19 protein-coding genes are annotated in these 24,368 nt (G+C 45.4%); 6 read left to right on the top strand and 13 right to left on the bottom strand.

The window, feature by feature from the left end; genetic code table 11:
• Nucleotides 1–45: 45 nt before the first annotated feature.
• The 10 genes from ACRBG0_RS03735 to lpxD all read right to left on the bottom strand — a co-directional run bounded on the left by ACRBG0_RS03735 (nt 46) and on the right by lpxD (nt 13,148).
• A complete protein-coding gene (locus ACRBG0_RS03735) occupies nt 46–582 on the bottom strand; it encodes a hypothetical protein (protein WP_431485566.1) in 537 nt (178 codons plus the stop codon).
• 40 nt (nt 583–622) lie between these two features.
• Nucleotides 623–2,134: a sigma-54-dependent transcriptional regulator gene (locus ACRBG0_RS03730; protein WP_431485565.1), complete on the bottom strand. Its 1,512-nt coding sequence runs from the start codon at nt 2,132–2,134 to the stop codon at nt 623–625.
• Entirely contained in the window at nt 2,100–2,897 is a 798-nt protein-coding gene (locus tag ACRBG0_RS03725; protein WP_431485564.1) for a hypothetical protein, read from the bottom strand. The genes ACRBG0_RS03730 and ACRBG0_RS03725 overlap by 35 nt, the downstream gene beginning before the upstream one ends.
• The gene (locus ACRBG0_RS03720) at nt 2,894–3,790 is read right to left on the bottom strand and encodes a hypothetical protein (RefSeq protein WP_431485563.1); all 897 of its coding nucleotides are present in this window, start codon (nt 3,788–3,790) and stop codon (nt 2,894–2,896) included. The genes ACRBG0_RS03725 and ACRBG0_RS03720 overlap by 4 nt, the downstream gene beginning before the upstream one ends.
• A gap of 27 nt (nt 3,791–3,817) precedes the next feature.
• The gene (locus ACRBG0_RS03715) at nt 3,818–7,117 is read right to left on the bottom strand and encodes a hypothetical protein (protein ID WP_431485562.1); all 3,300 of its coding nucleotides are present in this window, start codon (nt 7,115–7,117) and stop codon (nt 3,818–3,820) included.
• 321 nt (nt 7,118–7,438) lie between these two features.
• On the bottom strand, nt 7,439–8,782 hold the full coding sequence (locus ACRBG0_RS03710) for a hypothetical protein (RefSeq protein WP_431485561.1): 1,344 nt from the start codon (nt 8,780–8,782) through the stop codon (nt 7,439–7,441).
• Between the two features lie 441 nt (nt 8,783–9,223).
• Nucleotides 9,224–9,856: an ABC transporter ATP-binding protein gene (locus ACRBG0_RS03705; protein WP_431485560.1), complete on the bottom strand. Its 633-nt coding sequence runs from the start codon at nt 9,854–9,856 to the stop codon at nt 9,224–9,226.
• Nucleotides 9,846–10,664: an acyl-ACP--UDP-N-acetylglucosamine O-acyltransferase gene (gene lpxA / locus ACRBG0_RS03700; protein WP_431485559.1), complete on the bottom strand. Its 819-nt coding sequence runs from the start codon at nt 10,662–10,664 to the stop codon at nt 9,846–9,848. Before lpxA ends, ACRBG0_RS03705 begins: the two co-directional genes overlap by 11 nt.
• Nucleotides 10,657–12,054, bottom strand: a complete 1,398-nt coding sequence (locus tag ACRBG0_RS03695) for a bifunctional UDP-3-O-[3-hydroxymyristoyl] N-acetylglucosamine deacetylase/3-hydroxyacyl-ACP dehydratase (protein ID WP_431485606.1) — start codon at nt 12,052–12,054, stop codon at nt 10,657–10,659. The genes lpxA and ACRBG0_RS03695 overlap by 8 nt, the downstream gene beginning before the upstream one ends.
• A 47-nt stretch (nt 12,055–12,101) precedes the next feature.
• The gene (gene lpxD / locus ACRBG0_RS03690) at nt 12,102–13,148 is read right to left on the bottom strand and encodes a UDP-3-O-(3-hydroxymyristoyl)glucosamine N-acyltransferase (protein ID WP_431485558.1); all 1,047 of its coding nucleotides are present in this window, start codon (nt 13,146–13,148) and stop codon (nt 12,102–12,104) included.
• Between the two features lie 85 nt (nt 13,149–13,233).
• Between lpxD and hemC the strand changes: the two genes are divergently transcribed.
• From hemC to ACRBG0_RS03660, 6 genes are all read left to right on the top strand, one after another.
• On the top strand, nt 13,234–14,130 hold the full coding sequence (gene hemC, locus ACRBG0_RS03685) for a hydroxymethylbilane synthase (protein ID WP_431485557.1): 897 nt from the start codon (nt 13,234–13,236) through the stop codon (nt 14,128–14,130).
• 70 nt (nt 14,131–14,200) lie between these two features.
• A complete protein-coding gene (locus tag ACRBG0_RS03680) occupies nt 14,201–15,172 on the top strand; it encodes an NYN domain-containing protein (RefSeq protein ID WP_431485556.1) in 972 nt (323 codons plus the stop codon).
• 49 nt (nt 15,173–15,221) lie between these two features.
• The gene (locus ACRBG0_RS03675; protein ID WP_431485555.1) at nt 15,222–15,869 is read left to right on the top strand and encodes a uroporphyrinogen-III synthase; all 648 of its coding nucleotides are present in this window, start codon (nt 15,222–15,224) and stop codon (nt 15,867–15,869) included.
• Nucleotides 15,870–15,878: 9 nt separating this feature from the next.
• On the top strand, nt 15,879–16,307 hold the full coding sequence (locus tag ACRBG0_RS03670) for a hypothetical protein (RefSeq protein ID WP_431485554.1): 429 nt from the start codon (nt 15,879–15,881) through the stop codon (nt 16,305–16,307).
• Nucleotides 16,308–16,445: 138 nt separating this feature from the next.
• Nucleotides 16,446–16,739, top strand: coding sequence for a hypothetical protein (locus tag ACRBG0_RS03665; protein ID WP_431485553.1), 294 nt, complete (start codon nt 16,446–16,448; stop codon nt 16,737–16,739).
• A gap of 260 nt (nt 16,740–16,999) precedes the next feature.
• On the top strand, nt 17,000–17,683 hold the full coding sequence (locus ACRBG0_RS03660) for a hypothetical protein (protein ID WP_431485552.1): 684 nt from the start codon (nt 17,000–17,002) through the stop codon (nt 17,681–17,683).
• A 4-nt stretch (nt 17,684–17,687) separates the two neighbouring features.
• Here ACRBG0_RS03660 and ACRBG0_RS03655 read toward each other — a convergent pair whose 3' ends face one another.
• The 3 genes from ACRBG0_RS03655 to ACRBG0_RS03645 all read right to left on the bottom strand — a co-directional run bounded on the left by ACRBG0_RS03655 (nt 17,688) and on the right by ACRBG0_RS03645 (nt 24,216).
• Complete coding sequence (locus ACRBG0_RS03655) at nt 17,688–20,396, bottom strand: RecB family exonuclease (RefSeq protein WP_431485551.1); 2,709 nt, start codon at nt 20,394–20,396, stop codon at nt 17,688–17,690.
• Between the two features lie 135 nt (nt 20,397–20,531).
• Complete coding sequence (locus ACRBG0_RS03650; RefSeq protein ID WP_431485550.1) at nt 20,532–22,109, bottom strand: hypothetical protein; 1,578 nt, start codon at nt 22,107–22,109, stop codon at nt 20,532–20,534.
• A gap of 145 nt (nt 22,110–22,254) precedes the next feature.
• The gene (locus ACRBG0_RS03645) at nt 22,255–24,216 is read right to left on the bottom strand and encodes a putative porin (protein WP_431485549.1); all 1,962 of its coding nucleotides are present in this window, start codon (nt 24,214–24,216) and stop codon (nt 22,255–22,257) included.
• Between the last annotated feature and the right edge of the window lie 152 nt (nt 24,217–24,368).

Raw genomic sequence — 24,368 nt, 5'->3', positions numbered from 1 at the left:
ATTAGCTAGTGAGGACACCGCAAAGTGTCCTCTTTTTTTTGCCCTCTACTCATCCTCTGTTTGTCCAAAGTTGAGCTGAAATCCGATACGTTGATAGGGTTCTTCGTCGTCGTAATCCTCCCATAGGGTGATTTCTTGCATAAATTCCTCGACGTGACGAATAAAATAAGGGTCTTTTAATTCTTCAGGACGATAGATCGCAATGATCTTTGGTGGTTTAGGTTCACCATAACCTTCGATGTGAGGATATTGTATGAGTACCATCACCTTACCATTAAACAGTTGTTGATAGACAAGGGAGCCGTTGTGCTTGATTAGATCACGCTGGATGGCATCGTTTACTCGCTGAGACATGCCTGATCGGACAGTGCCCAAGCTGAGGTCTATGGCTTCTAGGTTTTCGAGTTCTGAGCGGACTTCAACCTTAGCGTCCAATTCTACCTGCCCCATGATGTAATTGAGTTGATCCAGGATTTTTTGACTTAGTTCCTCTACCCATACTTTGCGATATGCAGTAGTGTTGGTTAATACTTCCTGGTAGCGGTCAACTTTCCGCTTGAGATTTTGCAATTCCGTATCCACTTCACTAGATTTCTATATAAAGCTCAATTTTAGACAGCTTCTATTTGACAATGCGCCGGTAACTTTGGCTTATCGTAGGGAAGTTAGTAAAAAGATGGGGATGTTTTTCGAAATGTTTCTTAATCCGGTAGCGTAGATTGTCAGTGTTTTCCAAGCCAATGGCAATGGCGACGTCTTTTTTTACCTTGTTTTTCTGGATCAAGAGTTTTTCGATACGATCGAGATCGATTAGAGCGTGCTCCTCGTCGATGTTCTTGGGCCCAGCATGAGGGGTTTCTCCTGCATTGTCTGTAGGTGCAGACCCGGAGGTGTTATTGTTTTGCGTAAAGCTTACTGGAACGATGGGTTGTTCACTGGTGATTTCTGTAGGTAAACAATGTTCGTCAATTCGTTTTTTATCCTGAATTCGAGCTCTCAATTGAGCATAATTAACAGTGTTTTTTAACTCCCGGATGTTACCTACCCAGTTGTAATTCAGCATAGCATTCAATGCTGCTGTGGTCAGAACTTTCTGTAGATCATCGACCTCAAAATAATGAGAAAGCAGGAGAGGGATATCATCCCGACGTGAACGAAGTGGCGGAAGCTCTATCACCATTGCTTTGAGGCGCTGAAATAAATCGGCTCGAAACCGGCCTTCTGCTACTGCTGCTGCTAAGTTACGGTGAGTAGCAGTAACAACTTGTACGTCAAGCTGAACATCCTGGTCTGAACCCACCGGACGGATTAGCTTTGTTTCCAGGAAGCGTAAAAGCTTGATTTGGATATTTTGGTCAATATCGCCAATCTCATCCAGCATGAGAATTCCTGTATTGGCTTGACTAAAGTAGCCTTCCATATCACGGGAGGCACCTGTAAAGGCACCCTTTTTATGGCCAAATAGTGTACTCTCGAGAAGTGTATCCTGTATTGCTGATAAGTTGACGGCCTGAAAGGGCTGCTTGCTACGAGCTCCGTGTGCGTGTAGATAACGTGCAGCGACCTCCTTGCCTGTCCCTGTTTCACCGGTAATCAGTACCGTAACATCAGGTTCTTCAGAAACCAGTTTTAGGATGCGCTTAATTTCTTTAATTTGGGTAGACTCCCCAATGAAGGGGTAAGCTTCGTTTTCCTGGGCTCGGCGGCGGTCTACTTCTGCCCTCAGTACCAGGTTCTCTTGTTTGAGTTTACTACCGTCAATTACAGCGGAAAACTGCTGCTCCCAATAGTCGTAATCAAAGTCATCTTTAACGAGAAAGTTACGTGCTCCCTGCTTCATTGCCTGGACAACGGTGTCTATAGACCGGTCAGCGGTGACAATAATGACGGGGATGTTTGGATAGCGCTGGGCTATCTGGGGAACAATATCTAACCCCTTCTTAGTTTCGGAATCATCCAAGACAAGATCCAGCAGGATTAAATCAAAATGACCTTCTCCGCTAAGTTTTTCAAAAAGTTGCTTTTCGTTGATGGCCCCGGAGAATAAAAACTGGCGCCGGAATGCATACCGAATTTGTTGGTGAAATTCGGCATCGTCATCAACGATAAGTATGTGATAATTTTTGGACGACATACTGTTTTTCAATCTGCTGGAGCTGTTCACGCATGTCGTTTAAGACTTGCAAAATCATTCCGTTTGCTAAAGGTTCTTGTTCTTTCCCTCCGGCCAACATCCAATGCTCCATTCCTTCCGTTAAGAGAGCAATTTGCTCTAAATTTCCTGCCAAAGGAGTGTATTCAAAAAGAGGGTAATAATTAATCCAACGATTACGCCATTCCCTCCATTTATTGGCTAACTGTGCTGGCGCTACCAGGTCAGCATAAATTTCAGAATAAGGCGTTTGCATTTTCTGTAATTCTCTGCTGGCCATCTGTACAACCAAGCGAATACGTGACAAGACAGCTACAACACTGTCGTCTCCATGACCCGCAAAAAAGCGCTTCAGCTTTTCACTGAGGTCAATGCCCGTAAAGTAAGGTAATTCTTCTGTGATATGTGCTTCCTGGGTTTGTTGCCACCAAGCTGCATCGTAATCTGCTAGCCGGAGTAAATCCAGGTGATTAACGTGATCAACTTGTTCATAGCTAGCCATCAGTAGACGAAGGTGCGGATATTGAGCAGCCAGAAAATGCTGCCATAAACAGCTCGAATCAAGATAAGCTCCACTACCCCAAGCAGGTAGTAATAACATTAACCCAAAGGCTTCGGGCAGCAGCTCCTGCCAACCGTCTTCGGTAGGGGTGATTTGGATGAGTCGAAAACCTACTGCTTCACAATAAGCTGTCAAAGCTTGAGGAGCAGGGCGTCCACCATCTACCAACAGCACGATCTTCATGAATGATAAGTTAATCCTGATATCTGTTCTAACAGTTCTTCAAACCTTTCACGAAGTTCCAGTAATGATACAGCATTACCTTTAGCCAGTACATTACGAAGTACATAGGCTGCGAGTAGTGCATACTGTTCCGCTGCTGGCGCCCCGTAGGAAGTTTCCAACTGGATGCCGCAATCGTCAAAGGTGAGTGTTCTGTTGTTGTTCCGTTCAAATATACGAATTTCATTAGCTAAATCCGAACCTTTCCGAATACGGCCAACAAAACTTAATAGGCGAAGGAATAGCATCCTGTTTTCCGGTAGACGCAGAAGGGCGTATAATTCCCCCGGTTCAAAGGTCATTTGAGGTAAGTATTGCCCCAGGCAATTGAAGAGGTCTTCTTTGAATTCAAAGATTCTCCGACGAAGAGCAAGCTGGTAAATGTCCCAGATATAGTCGAAATGGGCACTCTTAAGAAGTCGGCGCTCTGCATTAGCAATGGCCGAAACATCAAGAGGCTGTCCATCAAGGTTGAGTTGAGCAGAGAAGGTACCTGAAGTGCCTAGTAACCCTTTAGCATCACTGGTCAGGTAAATTGCATCAGCACCTTCGCCAAAGAGGAAACATCGGAGTCGTTCCTGCTGGCCTTCGGGGACTTGGTGGATTATTTGCTTAAGGTGTTCTTGTGAATAACCATGATAGCGATGGAGGAAAAGCATTACTTCTCCGTCCTGTTGGAGGTATTGCCTGATTAGGACAGCTAGGTTTTGTGTATCTCCTTCCTGTGATATCGGCCAGTCGCGGCAAACGACAAGGTCATTAGCATTGGCTGAACCGGCGACTTGCCAGATGCCCTCACCAATGCCCGCAGCTTTCCACGACCAAACGATAATGATTGTTCTTGTAATTCCCATAGTATGATTTCCTAGCAACGCAACAATTTACGACCCGAACATTACCTTCACAAGGTTGTGTTTTATTTCAATATCATCCTTGCGGTTTATCGCATCTTCAATAGCGGAGATGATTGATTCTACAGGCCTGAAATTAGTAAAGCGTCTATATGCGCTATAGCTTTCCTCTTCTGATAAACGTGTCCACCACTTTGTCCGACCTCGGCCGGTAGTAATGACGAGCATGAAGTTGTCACGTACTTGCCCATCTTCTTTGGTGGCAAATGGCATGATTTCTTCTTGAATAAATAGCCCGATATTTTCGTCTGTGAAATCGGGGTTGTCTGAGTATTTGGTAAGGAGTATTTTCTCAATAAATGAAAGATGGAGTACGAGAAAATGACTGCTTTTAATGATCCATTCTTTGTGACCTTCCCAATGGCCCAACCAGTCGTTGTTACCTGCTTCCAAATTGCTCTCGTCAAAAACGTGGAGCAGAAGTTGGTCGGCTAGTGTTTTACGCTTCTCCGGGTCGCCTAATCGGTAATAGACTCGGCTGTCAAAAATACAGATGCGGCTTGCTAATACCTCAAAAAACTCGGCCATACGAGCCTGGGCTTTGACAGAGAGTGGTTGATTAGGTACCAGTTCTGATTGGAAATATTTGACGTATATACCGTGGCTACGGTAGCGCAGTAGTTGCCGGTTATCGGAATCTCCCCCGTGGGCAATATGCAAATCCTGTACATTGAGAATTTCTGTGGTCTGCTCCTTTATGGGGAGTTGCCATACCGGGTAATATGTTAGGCAGTTTTCTTTCTCAGGTTGGTAAATAAACTTACCTACGACTGCATTGTCAACAAAAAGCCTGACGATGCCTGCCTCCTTACCCATCCATGCTTTAATCCAGCACTGGTAGGCGTCAACGATAGCATGGTCACCCGTTAAATCTGGACTTAACTGGCGATTAATGACCCTTAATACTCCCTTGGAGCGTACCTTGTCGAAAAGAAGTTCTTGTAACTTTTTGCCTTGAGCAAGTAAGCCTACAAATTTAAAACGCGCAAGGTTATCCCATACAAAATCAGTATCCTCGGGGCCGTGTACCCAGTGAATATCCGCAGCTTTCCAAATGTGGAAATACTTTTTCAGGTAACCTTCCTTTATGGAGAAACGGTCTCTAATTCCGGCCCATTCATCAGGAGCTTTAGCGTTGAATTCTACATCAGCGTGCATGTTATCAACGGGGCTGACCACGGGGATAATCCACGGGTAGAAAGCTTCGTCTCGTTCCGTATCTTCACTACGATCCCGTAATTCATTGCCATCACCATTTTGGACATGAAGGAAGAAGTTGTTAAAAAGCATACCTGCACAGAGCTTGTCCTGTGAGCTACCTCCTAACCGTGGTGCAAACGAATCTTCGTCCATGATGCCTTTACTCAAGTTAGCATGACGAGTTTCTGGTAAAAGTTGATCACTTTTTGTGTGGAAATTCACTAAGCCATTGAGCCAAATACCTACGGAATAGAGTGATCTATCGTTGGGTTGGTCTTTCCGTACAGGTTTTTCCTGGAAACTGATGCATAACTCCAAGCCTCCATTCTGCATTTGCCTAAGGGCATCGCCTTTGAAGTGCTTGACATTTCTAATCTTGTTTTCCAGAAGTGTAAAGAATGCATGACGGCCGACGACTTCGCCAGGGAAAAATAAATGGCAATTTGTTAGCGCTTCCTTTACTTTTACATAGTCCTCTCCGGGAGCAACAAAGTCACTCATTTCCTCCAATTCTGGATAGGTTTCTATACAAAGACATTCTTCTGGCGTAATGGGGTAGCCACTTTTACCAGTTGGGTAGGTTTTTATATCTGGGCGCTTGTATTTAAGGTCGACTTCTACAAAGATGCCGTCAACCAGCGGTTTTTTCTTTATGTTTTCGGGCTGCGCAGGATGAATATCACCGGGTTGTAAAGGCTCATAAACAATGACCCTAAATCGCAAGCGGTGAATATCTTCTGATTTTGCGATTGTTCCTAAATAAAGGGGGTTATTGATAAAGTCGTTCCATAATACATCAAAGGCAGTCGCAGATTCTCCACCAAAGTTATTGTCACGGGCGATACCACTCCAGAAGGCTCCTTTTTGCATTAGGAATTTTAGGAGCGGCTGAATTTCGCGCGCAAGCGGCCCTGAAAAATTGACCAAGTCGTAATCTGGATCGGCATTGCGAACAAAGGAACCTTTAACCCAAGGTTTTATGAGTTCAAATATGCGGTCTCGATCATAGCCTTCGGGTAAATAAGTGCTAACTAAGTCTTCTACTTCGGCTACTTCACCGCGATGAATTTTCTGAAAAGAGCGAATATTTTCTGCACGCTGTTTAAACCACCAGTTGAGGGCCACTAAGCTATGCGCACTAACATTGTGAGCAAAGGAATCAATCATGATGGCTGTGATGGCAGCTTTTAAGTAGGGTCTATAAACCTTACTGTGGATAACGTCGTCATTAAAACGAATACGCTTTTGGTAGAAACCAAGGTATTTTCGGTAGTATTCTTTGAATTGTAAATCTCTAAGGATTGGGTTCCTGTTGACGTGCTCGTAGAAATCTTCTTCCAGCGGCATGAGGATTGCCTTTGACTTCTCCGGGTTACGCCCCACTAAATCCCATTCCAAAACCTGTGTCTCGATCATCGCACTGGCTGAACGGATAAGTCCCCCCAAGGAGCGAGTACGTTTTAATAGATCATCTTTTTGGGAATATACAAAGTGCATAATCCCATCAAATTCCCCGAACATGATGAGGGGGATAGAAACGTAAAGGTCTTCTTCTATATTAAAAAATTCTTTTAAGATATGGTATTCTGCCTGTTGTCGGGTTGTAGGCTCTTTGGGGTTGTCTTCTTCCAGAATGGAAGCGAAGTAGGACTTTAGTGTTCCCATTCCTACTTTAGGAATATCAGCAAATCCGTATGAACCTGAGCTAAAGGCTTGGTAGAGCTGCGAACTTACTACAGCGGTATCACTATCCAGTGCTGTGTGGTCCAGATGGTCCCAGTGTTCATCAAGGTGAGGGATCTGTTCCTTAAGCGTTAGCTCACAGAGTAAATCTCGCTGCCGTTGAACGCCAGCATAAATCAGTGGTACATTGGAGTAGCGATCAATGAAAGTAGTCCGTTCACGAGGTAAGGCATTAATGAAGATAGTGAAGGGACCCTGAAAGATGAAGCCACTTGATATCATGTTCAGACGATATTGTAGCATATCGTAGAACTCATCAATCTGAGGGAAAGCGATGACCTCCCGCGGGGCCAACTGTTCAGGGCGAATAGTAGGCGCTTGAGTCATAAGGATGTATTTACTGATTCACACTATGGGGGGTAATAGCATACGAATGACATAACAAAGCATATCTATCCTGAGCAATGATGAGTGGTAATAAGGATCACTCTCGTTGCTCATAAATGTGTAGCCCAAAGCAAGTTTAGAAACGCTAAACTGCCTAGCTATTATGTATTCCAATTACTATCCCTACAAACAAATTTAAGTAATCTGTATGAGAAAACGGTAGTAAAACGGCAGTGAGTGGCAAAAATATATATAGATTTTTCTTTCAGAACCTTCAGGATTAAATGGAAAAATTAAATTTATCAGATTTTAATTTTCTATTTAACCAATTTCACTAGATGGGTGTCGTTGCAAAACGGCCGCCAATCGAGTAACTGCCAATGGCGTTTCCGGAGTGAATTCCCACGCTTTTTGCCACCATGTGGAGCTAGGTACTTGTTGAGCACTTGTGCGTTCTTTGCGGAGCTGTAAAATCAAACGGCGGGTACGCTGACGGTAATACCCTTTGCGATAGGCTTGGTATGCTGGGTGATTCAGACAGGGAGCAAGGAATTTATTCCAATGGACAATTTCACAAGAATCTGCCAAATAAGCTGCGGCTTGATTGTTTAAGGGGAGGTAGGCTAGTGCTAATTCTGCCAGAATACGGGTATTCTGAATAGACTTATAGATAGCATTCGACGATAATATTTCGGTGAAGGCAGCTTCTTCGAAAGCTGCTGACCAGCGCATTTTTTTATTTAAAAACTGAAGTAAAGAACTATCCTTTTTCTCGGGAAGAAGAAACAAAACGGGGAGGGTAAGCGTCCCGTTACGTAAATCGCTAAAATGATCCTCTGCTGTCTTTGTTTTGGTAGCCAGACCAAAATGGCTGGGGATCCAATCACTATTGTCATTGACAAGTTGCCGCATCAAGCCATAGCAGACACTGAAATTCAATACCGCTTTCATTTTAGTCGCCGAAACACGAAGAAGTTGTCCGACCAAACGGCTCGCTTCCACGAAGAGGCTGGCACAGGTAAGATAGATTCGAGCAAAGTAGATATCTAACTGTACGTGTAGGATAGCTGGCAAGTCTGCTTTTAGCTTGTTTATAAAAGGAGCAACAGCCGATAAATCTAAATCCTTGGCCCAGGCGGCAGGCAAAGTTTTCTTCCAATCATCTTGGCCTTGGGCAAAAGCCTGATAGGTATTGAATTGTTGTTCGAGGTACTGCCCTTGATCAACCTGTTCAAAGCATTTACGAACGGCTTCGTGGGTTAATTGGCGGCAAGACCGAGGTAGTTGCGTAGCAATATACCGATAGAGCTGCTCCTTGAGCAAGTTGGCGGCCAGCATATTTTCGGAAATTTTTTCCCGGTTGGTAACGCCAGATTTACCATCAAGAATTTGATTGTGGAGATATTGGATGGTAATGACAACTTCGAAAATAAAAGGAAGCTGAGCTGCGAACAGACGTTCATGACGAGCATAGTGAAATGCCGGGCCCGTCGGGCTGATGGTTTTCAACCATGCTGCCGTTTTAGCAAGGAAATAAGCCCGAATAGGCGTTCCTTCAAGCTTTTGGCGCAGCAGATCTGTTACCCAAGAACTTGAGGATAACCCTGCTCCCAGCTGTTGAAAGCTGACAAACTCTTCCCTTACCAGATCGATTGTACGATACATATCTTTGTACCTATCCACTGCCATATCATTCAAAAAGGTTTGATTAATGCCGAAGCAGAAATACGGTTAAGGTCAAAAAACTCATTTTGAGTTTCTCAACATGTTTTGGTGCGAAATCCCTTCTTGAATGGACTAAGTGTTAGTTCTGGAGTGCTTGTTTTTTACTGTGCCTCTGTTCATATTGTTTTTGGGTAAATCTCACCGTAGTGCTTAAATAAGCTAGAGGGTTCTCTACAGTTTTCTATTCGCTAATACTACTACCATATTTATGCCTAAACTTTCGAAGACAGGAGGTGGTTGTTCTTAATGTGCTGATATTAAGAATTTTACAAATCAAATAAAAGAAAATGATTATCTGTAACTGTTTGATGGAGCAACGGCGAAAACTGTAGAGTTTCGGAAAAAAACGGAATTTTTTCGCTTGTTAACGGAGAGGGAACGTTAGGTTTTTTTTCGACTCTTATACGCCAAAATATCAATCTCCCCTGTACACATCCGGTAATCATCGGCTACATTGGATGCAATGATTAGGAGGCGATCACCAACGTATTCTTCTAACAGTGAATGATACCAAGCAATGCCTTGCGCATCAAGGTTGGTGGTAGGTTCGTCAAGGAGGAGGAAGTTGGCGCGGGTACAGCATGCGAGCGCCAGCTTAAGGCGTTGTTTCATGCCACTGGAAAACTGTGCTACGGGGCGGTTGCGAGCGCGTTCCAACCCCAGGCGCTCTATTAGGCTATCGATAGTAAGACCAGGTAAGAGCGGCCGAAAGCGCTCGTGGAAACGGATGGCTTCCAAGAGTGAAAATTCTTCGATAAGCTCGATATAGGGGGCCGCGAAGGCCAGGTGTTCGTAGACGTCTGCCACGGGGACCAATTTATCCTGATGGCTAAAGCGGATAGTGCCCTTACTTGGCGTCAAGTGGCCGGATAGCATTTTTAGTAGGGTAGACTTTCCTGATCCATTTGGGCCGGTGACAGCATAGCGGCCACCAGCGGCGAGTTGAAGGTCAATTTGACGTAGAATCCATTCGCGCCGGTAGCGTTTTCCGACGCCAGCTAACTCAATCCTCATACAATTCGCTGCCGTTGATTTGGTTAAAGCCACGCAGGATACCCGTTTTTTGAGAGGAGCGGATAAAGTCGAGGATATTGTCCTTTTCTGGGCTAGGTCCGATGGAGGACTCTACCTCTTCCAGTGCATTGGAAAGGTTATAGCCCTTGACGAACATGATCCGATAAATATCGTGAATGTTATTGATTTGCTCTTGTGAGAAGTTGCGGCGCGACAAGCCCACCTTGTTTACGCCAACGTAGCTTAATGGTTCGCGGGCAGCCCGCACATAAGGAGGAACGCTCTTGCGAACGAGAGAGCCACCGGCAATGAAGCTGTGCTGCCCAATGCGGGTAAACTGTTGTACAGCTGCCAGCCCTTCTAAAATGGCCCAGTCTTGAATCTCAACGTGTCCGGCGAGGGTTACATTATTGGCTAAAATAACGTGATCACCCAGGATGCAATCGTGGGCAATGTGAGCATAGGCCATTAGGAGGCAGTTTTTGCCAACGACCGTTTTGTTGGCATAAGAAGTTCCTCGATTGATGGTGACATATTCCCGGACAATGGTTCCATCGCCGATTTCAGCAGTGGTAACTTCTCCATTGAATTTCAAATCCTGCGGAGTGCCGGATACGACAGCTCCGGGATGGATTTGTACACCTTTGCCGATACGAGCTCCGGAAAAGATGGTTACGTTAGGACCTATCCAGGTATCATCACCAATGACGACATCTTTATCAATAAAGGTAAAAGGCCCAATGGTGACATTTTTACCGACCTGTGCATCAGGGTGCACAATGGTATGTTGTTTGTAGCTACTATTCATCTCCAGGGCGCTTAACGATTTGAGCAGTCAATTCAGCTTCAGAAACGATTTTGTCGCCTACGTAAGCTGTTCCCTGCATTTGGCAAATACCACGGCGAATGGGAGCCATAAGCTCCATCTTAAAGAGTATGGTGTCTCCGGGGACCACTTTATGTTTGAATTTTGCATTTTCAATTTTCATAAAGTAAGTATCCCAGTTACCAGGGTCTTCTACCGTAGACAAGGCCAGGATTCCTCCCGTCTGTGCCATAGCTTCAATTTGAAGCACACCTGGCATCACCGGATTCTGCGGAAAATGTCCTTGAAAAAACTGTTCGTTAAAGGTAATATTTTTTACGCCAACGACCCTTTTTTCATCCAGTTCAATGATTTTATCTACTAATAGGAAAGGGTAGCGATGAGGCAACCATTCTGCAATTTTTACAGAATCAAATACTGGTTCGACATTAGGGTCGTATTTGGGTTTGCCTCGTAATTTTCTTTGCTTAAGGAAGCTTTGCTTGAGCAGTTTGGTAAAAGCAACATTGGCTTTGTGGCCGGGTTTTGTGGCTAGAATTCTTCCTTTAATGGGGCGACCCAGCAAGGTGGTGTCACCTAAAACATCCAATAACTTATGACGAGCCGGTTCATTTTGGAAGTGCAGTTTCAGGTTGTTGAGGATACCCTTGCCGTCAAAGGCCACACGGGGGCGACCCAACTTTTGGGCAAGTTTGTCGAGTTGTTCTTGAGGAACCTCGTTGTCTGCAATGACAATAGCATTGTCCAAATCTCCACCTTTGATGAGGTTGTGCTCAAAAAGCATCTCTAATTCGCGAAGGAATACAAACGTGCGGCAAGGAGCGATGTCGGTTTCAAAAGCAGTAATGTCTTGAAGTGTGGCATATTGCTGCCCGAGGACAGGCGACCCAAAATCAATCAAAGTAACCACTTCAAAGCCATCATGAGGTAGAGCCATAAGCTCGGTACCGGTCGCTTCGTCGCGATAAACGATGGGTTCTTCAACAACGAAATACTCACGATCAGCATCCTGTTCAACAACACCGGCCTCTTTGAGCGCACTGACGAATTGAATTGCACTTCCGTCGAGGATGGGCACTTCAGGACCGTTGATCTGAATGAGGACATTATCAATTGATAAACCGGCGAGCGCCGAAAGGACGTGCTCGACAGTACTGATACTGGCTTCCCCAGATTTAATTGTGGTGCTACGGTCGGTGCTTACGACCCGGCTGATATCGGCATGAACGACAGGCTCACCTTCTAAATCCATCCGCTGAAATTTGATGCCATGGTCGGCACCTGCGGGTTGAAAGGTAAGTTTTACGGCTGATCCGGAATGCAGTCCAACGCCTTCAAGGCTAGTGGCCTGCTGTATTGTTTGTTGCTTCATAAAAGTTTCTCCGCTGAAAATATCGCGCAAAGATAACTTTTTATTACTTATTTGTCGCGATTACGCAAGGCTTCTACCTCTTGCTCTAGTCGATGCAGTTGCCGATAGAGGCCTGGTAACTTTTTGAAAACGGCATAAGAGCGGATATAATCACGGTAGGGAATGGCGGGGGAGCCGAACCAAGCTTGATTGGGTTCTTCAATAGGGCCAGCGATTCCACTTTGGGCTTGGATTTGGGTGCCGTCAGCAATATTGACGTGGCCCACAAAGCCTACCTGGCCACCAATCCGACAGTGTTTGCCGATTTTAGTACTACCAGCTACACCTGTTTGGGCTGCGATAACGGTATGTGCACCGATCTCAACATTGTGTCCAATTTGTACGAGATTGTCGAGTTTTACGCCCTCTCCAATTCTTGTGACGCCCATGGTTGCACGGTCGATAGAGGTGTTCGCACCTACATCTACCCGGTCGCCAAGGATCACCTTGCCTACTTGAGGTACTTTTTGATAAACCCCTTGTTCATCGGGCGCAAAGCCAAAGCCGTCACTGCCGATGACGACATTAGCGTGCAGTACACAGTGCTCTCCTAATTCACATTGATGCAAGACCCGTACACCTGGAAACAGGATGCTCCCTGCTCCGATACGCGCATTTGCTCCTACGAAGACCTGGTCGAAAATAACCACATTGGGACCAATAACTGCTCCTCGTTCAATGGTTGTAAATCGGCCAATGACGGCAGAATCGGCTACTTCGGCAGTAGGGTCGATATAGGCTTCGGGGGCTATTCCTTCCGGGCGTGCTTGTACCGCTTGGTCGTAAAAAGACAATAAGCGAGCAAATGACTCGTAAACCTTTTCTACCCGTAGTAGAGTAGGGGTGTAAGATTCGCGAGCAACGAAATCTTTGCTGACTACTACAATGGAGGCTTCCGTGTTGTAGAGATAGGCTTCGTATTTGGGGTTAGCCAAAAAGCTGATAGATCCGGGTTCCCCCTCTTCGATCTTTGCGGGACGGTTTACCTGTACGGTTGCGTCTCCTTCTATTTCGGCACCGAGAATGCCGGCTAGTTCTTTTGCTGATAATTGCATGAGTGCAAAGGTATAAAGGCTTTGCTTTGTTACCAATAGAAAATCACCTAAGAAGGTTTGTTTTATGTATATTTGCCGCAAAAAATTGAAAAGGGAAGTAAGGATAGGTACCAGAGGAAGTAAGCTAGCACTGTGGCAGGCCAATTATCTACAGGCCGAATTAGCAAAAATAGGTTTGAGTGCTAGTATTAATATTATCAAAACAAAAGGAGATAAAATTCAGGACTTAAGTTTTGATAAAATTGAAGGTAAAGGCTTTTTTACCAAAGAAATTGAGGACGCACTGTTAAACGAAGAGGTTGACCTTGCCGTTCATTCTATGAAAGATCTCCCTACAACTTCACCGGAAGGCTTGGTCATTACAGCCGTTTCCTACCGGGAAGACCCTACGGATTGGCTGATCATTCGTAAGGAGGTGAGTGTCAAGAATAAATTATTACAACTGGAGAAAGGAGCTGTTGTTGGCACTTCTTCGGCTCGGCGGAAGGCACAATTATTGCATTTTCGTTCGGATTTAGTGCTTAAAGATATTAGAGGTAACGTTCCAACACGTATCGATAAGCTTCGTCAGGGACAATTTGATGCGATCATTCTTGCGGGTGCTGGTATTACTCGACTAGAACTGGATTTGAGTGAGTTCGATGTGATAAAATTTGACCCTAAAGAATTTATTCCTGCACCTGCCCAGGGGGTTTTGGCTTTCCAGGTTCGGGAGAGTGATAAAGAATTACGCCGCCAATTACGGGCGTTGCACAAGCAAGAGGTAGCGGATTGCACGAATGTGGAGCGGAGAGTGTTGAAATTACTAGACGGTGGTTGCCATTTACCATTAGGGGCATATTGTACGAAGGATCACGAAGGAAATTATCATCTTTGGGCAGCTTATGCAGAAACGGCGACAGCTCCACTCAAACAAATTCGATTGTCCTCAAGTACTCGTTTTGAGTTGGCTGAAGAAGCGATAAAGTCACTGAAAGGCTAATTGTTTTTTTTGCAAAGGAATAATTGAAAATCTATATTTTAATAAAAAGATAAAAGCTAGTAACTAAGGCATGCAAAGTAAAATGACTAAAATCGGCGTCTTCTATGACGGGAATTATTTTTTACATGTAAGTAATTACTACAACTACGATCATCCTCGACAAAGACGGCTGAGTATCACCGGGTTGCATAAGTTTATAAAACAAGAAGTAGCAGATAGAGAGCAAAGCTCAGCAGAGGTTTGCCACATTGTAGACGCTCATTATTTCCGGGGCCGGCTGAGTGCTCAGGAAGCCCATCAACGCGGAGCGGTACTTTATTGGGACCGGGTTTTTGACGATATTTTAATGTCAGCAGGTGTAACAACACACTATCTGCCGTTAAAAAACACGAATGGTCGTCGGGAAGAAAAAGGTATCGACGTTTGGTTGGCCTTGGAGGCTTATGAGAATGCTGTCTATAAGCACTTTGATGTAGTTGTTTTGATCGCCAGTGATGGGGATTTTCTACCACTGGTACGCAAACTCAATACGTTAGGAACTCGGGTGATGATTCTTTCGTGGGATTTTGAGTTTACAAATGATATGGGTAAAACCATGGTGACGCGAACCTCGCAGGACTTACTCGAAGAGTCGTCGTACCCAGTACCGATGCACGAAATTATTGATAATCGCCTGCGGCGTAACGACCCATTGATTACCAATATTTTTGTACCCGGTGAGAGCAAACGACGCAATCATCCGGTATTTGAATCAGAAAACAATGATGCTCCTGAGCCAAGGGAAGAAGAGTACGATGGTGATGTAGGCGAGGTTCACAATAGTGAAATTCTAAGTTTGAAAAATGGTTATGGCTTCATTAAATTCCCACCGAACAACCTTTTCTTTCACTATACCAGTGTGAAAGAATTAGATTTTAATGATCTACTTGTGGGAGATAAAGTAGAATTCACCCTCGATAAAAATGAAGATAAGCAGTTTATTGCTACTAATGTTCAGCTCATAGAAGCAGAAGATACGGTGGCTTTATTAGAAGAAGAATAAACAGTATAAATCAGTGCCACGGGTATTTCTTTCACGAAAATTAAAGCCAGTGAGTCCATTTCACCAACTTCGACCAGAAGAAGGGTGGATATTGGAAGCGCAATCCTTGCTTCAATTTACACCGGTAAAAGTGGAAGAGGTCCCCGTGGCTTCCTGGCTTTTTTTTTATAGTGCTAAAGGGGTGGAGATGTTTCTACAACAGCAGTCACCCCGGAAAGGCCAGTTACTAGCCTGTTTAGGAGCTAGTGCGGCACGAAGTTTAAAAGAGTATGGATTCTCTCCTGATTTTAGCGGAAATGGCGATCCAATAGCTACAACCAAAGAATTCCGGAAAATTATTCAACAAGAAAGTGTCGTCTTTGTGCAAGCGCGCAAGTCGCGGGCTTCCGTAGAGAAATTGCTTGGTGGAAGGACCTCATGTCAATCGCTCATTGTTTATGATAATCAGCCACTTAAGGACTTTGAGCTAAGGCCTGCAGATTATTTGATCTTCACCAGTCCACTCAATTTTGAGGCTTATACGCAATGCTATGCGATAGAGCCTACTCAACGATTAATAGGGATAGGAAACACCACTGCTGTAACTTTTTCAGAGGCAGCCGTTAAAGAGTATAGAATTGCTCATCAGCCTAGCGAAGCATCCTTGTTGGAATGTTTACTGGAGTGGGAGCAAGAATATCCTCTAACATTGAAGTGATTTGTTTTTATGAACTATTTCCGCGTACTACTATTGTTAGCAGTTCTTAGCTTGCTGCAAACTGCCTGCCAGGATGCACCGCCGCAATCGGAAGAGGAAGAGACAACAGAGGAGTTACCCGATTTTGAGGCGTTTTACCAATTGTTTCATTCGGATAACGAGTACCAGTTGGCGCATATCCAGTTTCCTTTGCAGGGGGTATCCTCCCGGCCTGAAGATCACAGCACCAATTTTCGTTGGGAAAAAGAAGATTGGCAAATACATCGCAGCTTTGACGCGAGCAGCAGTTTTCGGTCGGAGTTTACCAGCTTGGGAGATGATCTGGTTATTGAAAGGATTATTCATCAGAATGGACAGTACGGTATGGAACGCCGTTTTTCTCGCCTGGGAGGACAAGAGTGGTACCTGATCTATTACGCAGCACTACATCCTCTTTAAAGATTTTTCAGAAAATCGTTATTCGTTTTTGGAACTATTTCTGAGGATTTCCGTAAATCAATATTAAGAAGCCGTTAGCCTATCTCTTTGATAGGCAACAAGGTACCCAAGCAGAGCAGAAACGAAATACGATGTCACATGAAAAACGTTGATCAAGAGGTCAGCTGTCCAAGCTGTGGATGGCACCCTGATGGAAAAGAACATTGGAAATGCCATTGTGGTCATACTTGGGATATGTTTTCGACAGGTGGACGTTGTCCCGCTTGTCTCTATCACTGGGAAAAAACCCCGTGTGCTCCCAAGGCAGGAGGTTGCAATAGTGTTTCTCCACATATGGATTGGTATGGAAATCTGGATGGTTGGCTGGATGAAGAACTAACTTTCCTGACAGTACCAGAAGAAAAAGAACGGCGGGGAAGCCGTGGCCTTTGAGGTAGTATGCTTTCTAGAAAGCTTACCGCTGCCAAGGTTTTATGCAGGCAGTTGGTACTTTACCAGTTGCCTTTTTTTGTTGTAGAGATAAGTAAGTGAAAAAAAATCACTAATCACTTACCTTTTACGGATAGGATGACATTAAGAGTAGGGATTTGTTTTGGTATAATTCCTTTACAAAGCATACTAAAGCGCCATTTGAGCTAAAGTTGCATATATTGTAAATGCCTTAATAACAACACACTCACACAGACCTACACATGTTCACTTATCAGTTCACTACAAGCCACCCTCCGCTATTGAAAGACTTCGGAGCTGTTCAAATCACTCAGTTGTTAGATTTTCAGGATGTTTCTCAAAGCATCGAAATAGATATCAACGTCAGTGATCTTTTTCCCGGAGTAACTTTTTCTTCCACCGCAATCGTAAAAATTATTGCCACTAAAAAATGGGTGCGTTTAGGTGCAGTAAGAAAATTGTCTTCAGATCAATCTTGCCAAATTACTCAGACACTGGCGAATAGTATAGATGAGCTCGATAAGCTAAGCCCTTTGCTCCAACTTGTATGCAATACTCAGTTTAAAACATTTTCAGATAACTTGCTTAGAGAGTTGGAAATTACCAAAAGAGCACTCGAAACCTGGACAAATACTAAATCGAATAAGATAGAAGCCTCAAGAACGGCACATGCTGTTTATGCAAATTGGAGCTTGATCAATATTATTGAAGTTTCTTTTGAAACTTCGAAAATGATCGTAGAGGCCCAAGAGATGTTTGCAGAGGAAAATCGGATAAAAGGGCGTGACAAAAATACTTTTCATCAATCGTCTACGCTGGAGAGATTGCACTATTTGAATAACAATAAGCAATCTTACGAGACTTACTTGTATTATTACGAGGACTTTTTGAGAGAACAAACCACTTTCCTGGCAAGGGCTGTTTAAGGCACTAAGAAAGCGCACCGATTAAAACTTGGTAATCATCAAAAAAAGCATCTGTCGTTTTCATTTCCAATAATTCCAAAAGGACTTCGCCATAGTGCTCCTCCAAATCCTGGTAGGTGTATTCACAACGTATTTCTACCTCCCCGTTTTCCAGTTGCTGTAACCTCCACTGGTACGTAGCGTTGATCTTTTCCAGTAATGCTTCGTATACTCCTTCATGGTCTAGTTCATCGAGTACTGGCTGTACACCACCGAAGGCACGCGTATTACGTACCAATAGTTGCCCTTTTTCAATGATGAAATAGGCGGTGTGTGCCCAGGCAGAAGCTGGCTCCAAAAGCTTTGCGTACAATGCCAATTGAATATCTTCACCACTGCTCAAGAGATTGGTATGTCGAGCTTTTCCCCGCCATTTGAGGTCTATAATCGCTCTTTCTTCGCCTCTTTTTAGTACCAAATCAGCGCGACCATTGAGGGGCAAATCATTAATGGTTCCTTGAACGACGGCTTCCGTCGCTAAAACTTCCCAATGGTTTTCTTTGATCAGATTGATCAGGCTCCATGCGGCGTATTTCATTTGCTTGGTAAATGCAATGCGCTCAGGTTCACGCCCATAAAGCAGTAGCGTAGCACCTTCTTTTTCGAGAAGCGGCGGTATTTCTCGCTGAATCCAAGTGTCAAGGTCGTTTTTTGACCATTGCTTAAACGATTGTGCCAGCAACTTTTCCAGTAAGCGGTGAGCTAGATTTCCTAACAATCGGTTGTCTTGTACAACACTCAGTATGCTGGATTGCCGCAGTTTGATATGATGGCGGAATACCCACTGGTAAGGATAATACAGCAAGCGCTCAAGGCTGGTTGGGGTTTCAGCTTCTCGCCCGCGGAGGCTGTCTTTTACCCTTAAAAAGGGCTGGGGCTTGGCCAGTGGTTGTGGTTGTAATGTGGTGAACGCCGGTAATTGAAAGGCAGCAGACCAAGCGGTAGCGGTGGTGTCTTTGTCGAGATGAATGCTGATGACTGAAAGATCTTCTCCAAAAGCAGCCATGAGGTCACCCAAAAGTGGGTGAGGTGTTACTGCTTGCCCTTCACAAAAATCCGGCTGGCAGAGAAGGAGTTGCTTTTGGGTCCATAGCAGTGGCCGTTTTCGCTGAGCTACCAAACGTTGGTTCTGTTGGTTAGGCCCTTCTAACTGAACGCCAAATTTAGCCAGCTCCTTAAGTTCCGCCGGGTACCAGCGCGAGAAAAAATAATCAGGTTCTCTTTCAAAAAAGTCCCACCAGACAAGCTTTTCCACAGGCCCTACGACGGCACCGGCCTGATGGACGAGTGGCAAATGATGGGCCTGAGCAGCCTGATACTCCAAGGGGGCCGGCTCATAAATAGTGCGAACAATGCGCTCTAACTCCAGATAGCCGAGCTCGTCTTCTGGCAAGGCCGCTAGTAGCTCGACAATGCGACGAGCCTGGGCAGATAGTACCAAGAGGGTTGCTGCCCCTTCTTCCTTGCCCAGGTTGGTGGCCCATTCCTGCAAGTGGGTATAAATGGCCATGACTTCCTGCTTCGCTACTTTCTCCTGGCGGCTATCAGCACGTTGGCGATTGAACCAGAAGTCAAATTCAGCTCGGATAGCCGCTATTCGCTTGGTGCCTTTGGGGCCTAAACGTTGAGGGAGTTCTTTCTCAAAATAATCGCGAATCATTCGGTACCACCGGGTAGAAAACAACCCTGGCGTATCCGCTAGAAAAGCTGCAATTTGTTGTCCCAACCCGGCATCGAGCGGCTTGACAGCGAGCGAGACAAACTCCATGATTTTATAAAGATCCACTGGTTGCCACAAAAAGACAGGAGCCAGTTTGAGTACTTGTAAGCTGGGCCGAGCCAGCGATGCTGCGGGCACCCCCAAGCTGGGGAGTCCCTCTAGGGTAAAGGCACTGTCGAGGGTACGGTTCGCTTGAGGGAGTAGGAGCGAGGGCCGAAAGGCTGTATTCTCTCGTAGCAAACGAGCTAGATAGGCTGCCAGGTGAGTTTCCCGGAACCCATTCATAATGAGCAGGCTACCGTCACCTCGTAGTGGTGCTGGTTTAACGAGGGTTCCATGCAGAAAAGCTTGCCATTTCCCCAAGTCTGTTGTCAAATCCGGCGTAGGAAAGTCTTCTACGTCCTGTATTTTCAGGTTTAGCGCTGTAAGGGCTTTGAAAAACCTTTGCCAGAAAGGCGGAAACAGTTGCCGCTCGTCGCAAAGAATGAGCGTATCTAAAAAAGCAGGAATCCGTTCGGCTTGCGCTAAAACTGCTACGAGCCGATCCGCGCAGCCCGGTAGTAAATGGAAAGCTTTGTCCTTAGCGGTAAATAGACCTTCAATTTCCATTAGTGCGCACAAGCGATCCGACTGGATATCGGTATTGCCGAGATCACAGCCTGCAAGCAGTAGTTCGTCGCGGCGGTCGAGGATGCTGGCTGCTGTGCCCATGTCGTCGGCCACAAAGGAAGCGTGATAAAATGCCTTTGGGTGCTGTTGGAGATGGTGTTTGAGCGCTTGCCGGTACTGCTCGATACGTAAATGCTCCACATTTTCTTCTGGCTGCCGCAGCCCCAGGTGGTCCTCCAACCAAACGAGTAATTGCCGGGGGCTGCAGTATATTTCTCCTACCGTCAAATCCTGAGGAGCTGGAAGTACTTGATCCTGAAGAGCGAGACCTAAGTGGATGCGCATAAGTGCGGTTTAGGGCAGTTTAATAATGAATATTAGCCTCAATAATAACACTATTTTTAGGAATAGCCTTTGCGAATGGCACCTTGAATGAGTGTTGTTTTTATAAAATAAAACGAGCATTAGAAAGCAGCCCTGCTATTGCTTTATGATTGGCAATCGCTGCTGCCCATGATGATTGCGAAGGCACAATTGATAATATCCACCAGGTAAATTAGTTAGCATGTTTTCTGTTTCTCTACTGACCTTTTCAGTGCTTACTGCTCTTAGGTCAAGTAAAGAGCGACCCAAAGCATCCGTAAGCAATGCATCTACTTTCGGACTTGGTAATAACCATTGTAGTTGAACGGTATAACTAAACGGGTTAGGCTGGATTTTCGCGATTTCTCTCTCAGCCAGCACTTCACTGCTTGCAGTAGATGTATTAGGGTGCAACCAAACCTTAAACAGTCGATTACTTGCACTACTTGGCGTAATGTTGGGAATGACTGCTTTGATACCACCATAAATATAGGCGACCTCCTGTGTTTCAGTGATACTGTTGAGGTCAATAACGCCTTCGGAGGAAAGGGGGACATCTTCGAACAGTACCAGCTTGGCATTGGTTCCTAATAATTCATCAAATTCGGTGTTTAGGACTTGCTCCCTAATGGTGCCATCAGCTGCTCTGCTCATCATGGTGAAAGAGGGAATAAAGGGAATTAGTTCTTCTTCTACAAAAGTTTGCGATTCTGCATCGTAGGTGTGAAAACTCAGGCCACCGAAGAAAACGGAATGCATCTCATCCTGTGCCATATCGTAAACGGGAAGAATTGGGCAAGTATATTGGCTCATGAGCTGTTCGTAGTCCTCGTTGATTTCGATACCATTTTCGCTGATATAGATAGGGTGTAGATAAGGTAAGTCTGCCTCAGGTCGGAAGACACCACCATAAGCGCAAAGGCCTTCTTCACCACCTTCCAGTATACAAGGAGCTACACTAAGGTCACGCCGATGAAACTCGGGGTCGCTAAAGGCTTCATAAGCAATAACCTGAGGGGTACCTTCTGCATCGGTCGTTAATTGGAATTTACGGATTTCACTGCTGTATTCTTGTGTGAAGGCAGGAGCTCCGCTCTGGCTGTATAATCCATTAAAATTGTGACCACCAACCAAGTAAGTCCATTCGCCCAATTGATGTGCTTCTCCGCCGCATAGTCTTATCCGCTCATCGGTAATACTATTCACTGCTTCGGCAACATTGGTGTCGTTTTGTATCGCGTTTATCAAAGTTGGTAAATCTATTACGGTTAGCTGATCAAATGTTACAAAGAGATCGGTAGCTGTGTCCTTGCCATAGCCTCCAAAAACGTATAATTTTTCCTCTTTTTGTACGTATTGAGGATTACTGCTTTGCAATGGAGCCGCTACTGAGGGATCTAAGTCTTCCAGCCCTTTTTGCCATAGGTCGCCAGTAACCGGGTCAAGCACCCAAATTTGGTTATTTGCTGTTTGTTCGGGGAAGCCCGTAAAAGGGAAAAAGCCATGTAAGCCATTGCTACGCCCGGCTACAATAATCCAATACCCTTGCCATTCAGCGAAAGCAAAAGAATGTAAACCAGGCCAGTTGGCGGGGGTAGTGTCCTCAATACTGACCGTAAATGCTAAATCATCGGACTGACTAAAACCAAGATTACATTGAAATAGTAAAACGAAGAGTAGAAAGTGGGTTTTCATTTTTTTATCCCAATATCTTCAGTGTGAACCAAGAAGCCCTGTTTTTTCAACCAACGGTGTTTAGCTTTCAACGAGTGGCAATTGGTCTGTTAGACTTGTGCGATGATTAATCTTTGAAAGCGTCAGAGATTCAAAAAAAATGTCCCTAATCCAACATCCGCCAGCTCACCCCAAACCGCAGCGCTGACGAAGGCCAGGGATAAAATGCAGAGAGAAATAACCGCTGATCTGGTGCCCATATCGTCGAAAGGTTTTCGCCCTTAATAAAGGCCCGGAAACGCGATACACGAAAACTAAAATAAGCATCTACATTGGGGAAGAAGTCCACTTCCTGGCGGTTTTGAAGCTGGAATTGAGCAATAACTGGATTGTAATAGTCAGGCTGAAAGGCCGTCGTGTATCTTACGTCAGCACCAATCTGCACATTGAGAACCTGGAACCAGAGGCCATTATAAACGAGGCTGTGTTTGGCGAAAATATTGGGTAGGCGCAGAAACTCATCATCGGTTTGTTGTAGTACAACTCGATTACGCAGACTAAAGGCACCAAAGCGAAAATCTTTCTGAGCAGAGAGCTGCAGGATACTCAGAGGAGTACCGGTCTGTTGCGGTGCGGCAGTACTGTCGAAATAGATGAAGTTATTGAGCAGGTGATAAGTACCTCCAAGTTCAACTCCGATCGATTCCAAGCGATAGCTGGCGGCAAGTTTGTTCGATACTGTTTTGTCGAAATTACTGCGATACAATTCTTGTTGGGTGAGCCAAAAACGCCCCTCTAGCAGGGTGGGGGAGTAGAGCTGGTTGCGGACTTCGAGGTGCAAGATGCCCGCTTTTTTTAAGTCGATATCCAAGCTGCCTTTGAGGCTGAAGTCTCCCACTTGGTCCCAGAGGGCGAGGAGGCCTTCTATCTGTAAGCGGAGCCGGTCACCTGGGCGGAGGCCAATTTTTCCCGTAAGGAGCAAATTGTTTACCACGGTATCTGTCGGTTCCATCCGGACGTCGTTGTACCGATGGGTGAGGCCTACTTCCACCAGGTCTTTTTGCTGTCGTTGGCGGTTGCCGTCAGCTAAACGGAAGGTACTCAGGCGGAAGCTGTTCTCTATCGAACGTTGCTCAACAAAGTAGCGCGCGCCGCGAATATCCTGTAATAAACTCGGGAAGCGCTGGTAGAAGGTAGTGTCGGTTAAGGTGTATTCATCAGCAAAACGATAGGTGTTTTTATCATAGTCAAACTGATGAGATAAGGTAAATGCGCGGCGTGACCGCCCGGTAGAATCCACTTGCCCGCCAAAGCGATAGTACTGGGTGTACATTATTTCCCGCAAAGCATACCGGCTTTGGCCATCATCAAGAAAAACTTCGGCGGTAGCGGGGGAATCAAATTCTCCGCCACTTTCTGGGAGGGTGATGATGCCGCCATTGTCTTCCGCATTGGTGGTGTTGGCCGAATAGCTGATGAAGCCGTCGTAGCGCCCCCCTTTGCTGTGAAGCCAAAAGCCGGTAGCCAGTGCTCGTGTCTGATTGCGTTGATTAGGATACTGGCTGGCCGAGGCTTCCTGGGTGATCGCACGGTAGTCTAGTGCGTAGTTGATGCCATTGGCAAAATTTCGACTGAATTTGGCACTGATGATATTGTCTTGCTGCTCCGATCCTTGTACAAATTGCAAATCGGTATAAGGGCGCTCCAGGCGATAGTAGGGCATAGTTCTACCATTGACATGGTAAAGGTTGTACTGATTCCAACCCAGGTTAAAACCACCTCTGTCTTCGCCCTGATAAACCAGTGGCTGATGAGCAGCGCCTAAAATGCCCAGGCTGGCATAGTCGTCAGGCAGTTGCCGGGTAGGGTCGAATTGATGAAAGGTTGTAAGTAGCGAGTCGCCGTAGGGGCGTTCTTCGTTGGGGTTATCTACGTGGAAAATAAAGATGCCGAAGGTGTCGGGTGCTGTTTCGCGTTGATCGCCACCTCGCTGTCCGCTGTTGGAGGTGTTGCCTCCCGTCTGATTGGGGATGGTAGACGCTGGCCGTTGTGCTTGTAAGCTCAAGGAGAGCAGACAAAGAAGGGCTATTAATCGCAGCGGTAAGAAGTGAGTAAAAGACACGCTCATTAGGTAATGATATCAATGGTAGAACGCGCAAGTTACGAACTCATTGCGGCAGTAGAAGAGTGTTAAAGACTAATTTACGTGAGATTTTAGCGTATCCAAGTCCTTTGGCGCCAGTGTAGTAGAAAAGCTTGGTTTGGGAGCTAAGCTGCGTT

The organism is Lewinella sp. (genome assembly GCF_050633125.1).
In the GTDB taxonomy this organism is placed as follows: Bacteria; Bacteroidota; Bacteroidia; order Chitinophagales; family Saprospiraceae; genus Lewinella.
The sequence above is the reverse complement of the archived record's forward strand: the minus strand, read 5'-3'. Positions and strand labels throughout refer to the sequence as shown.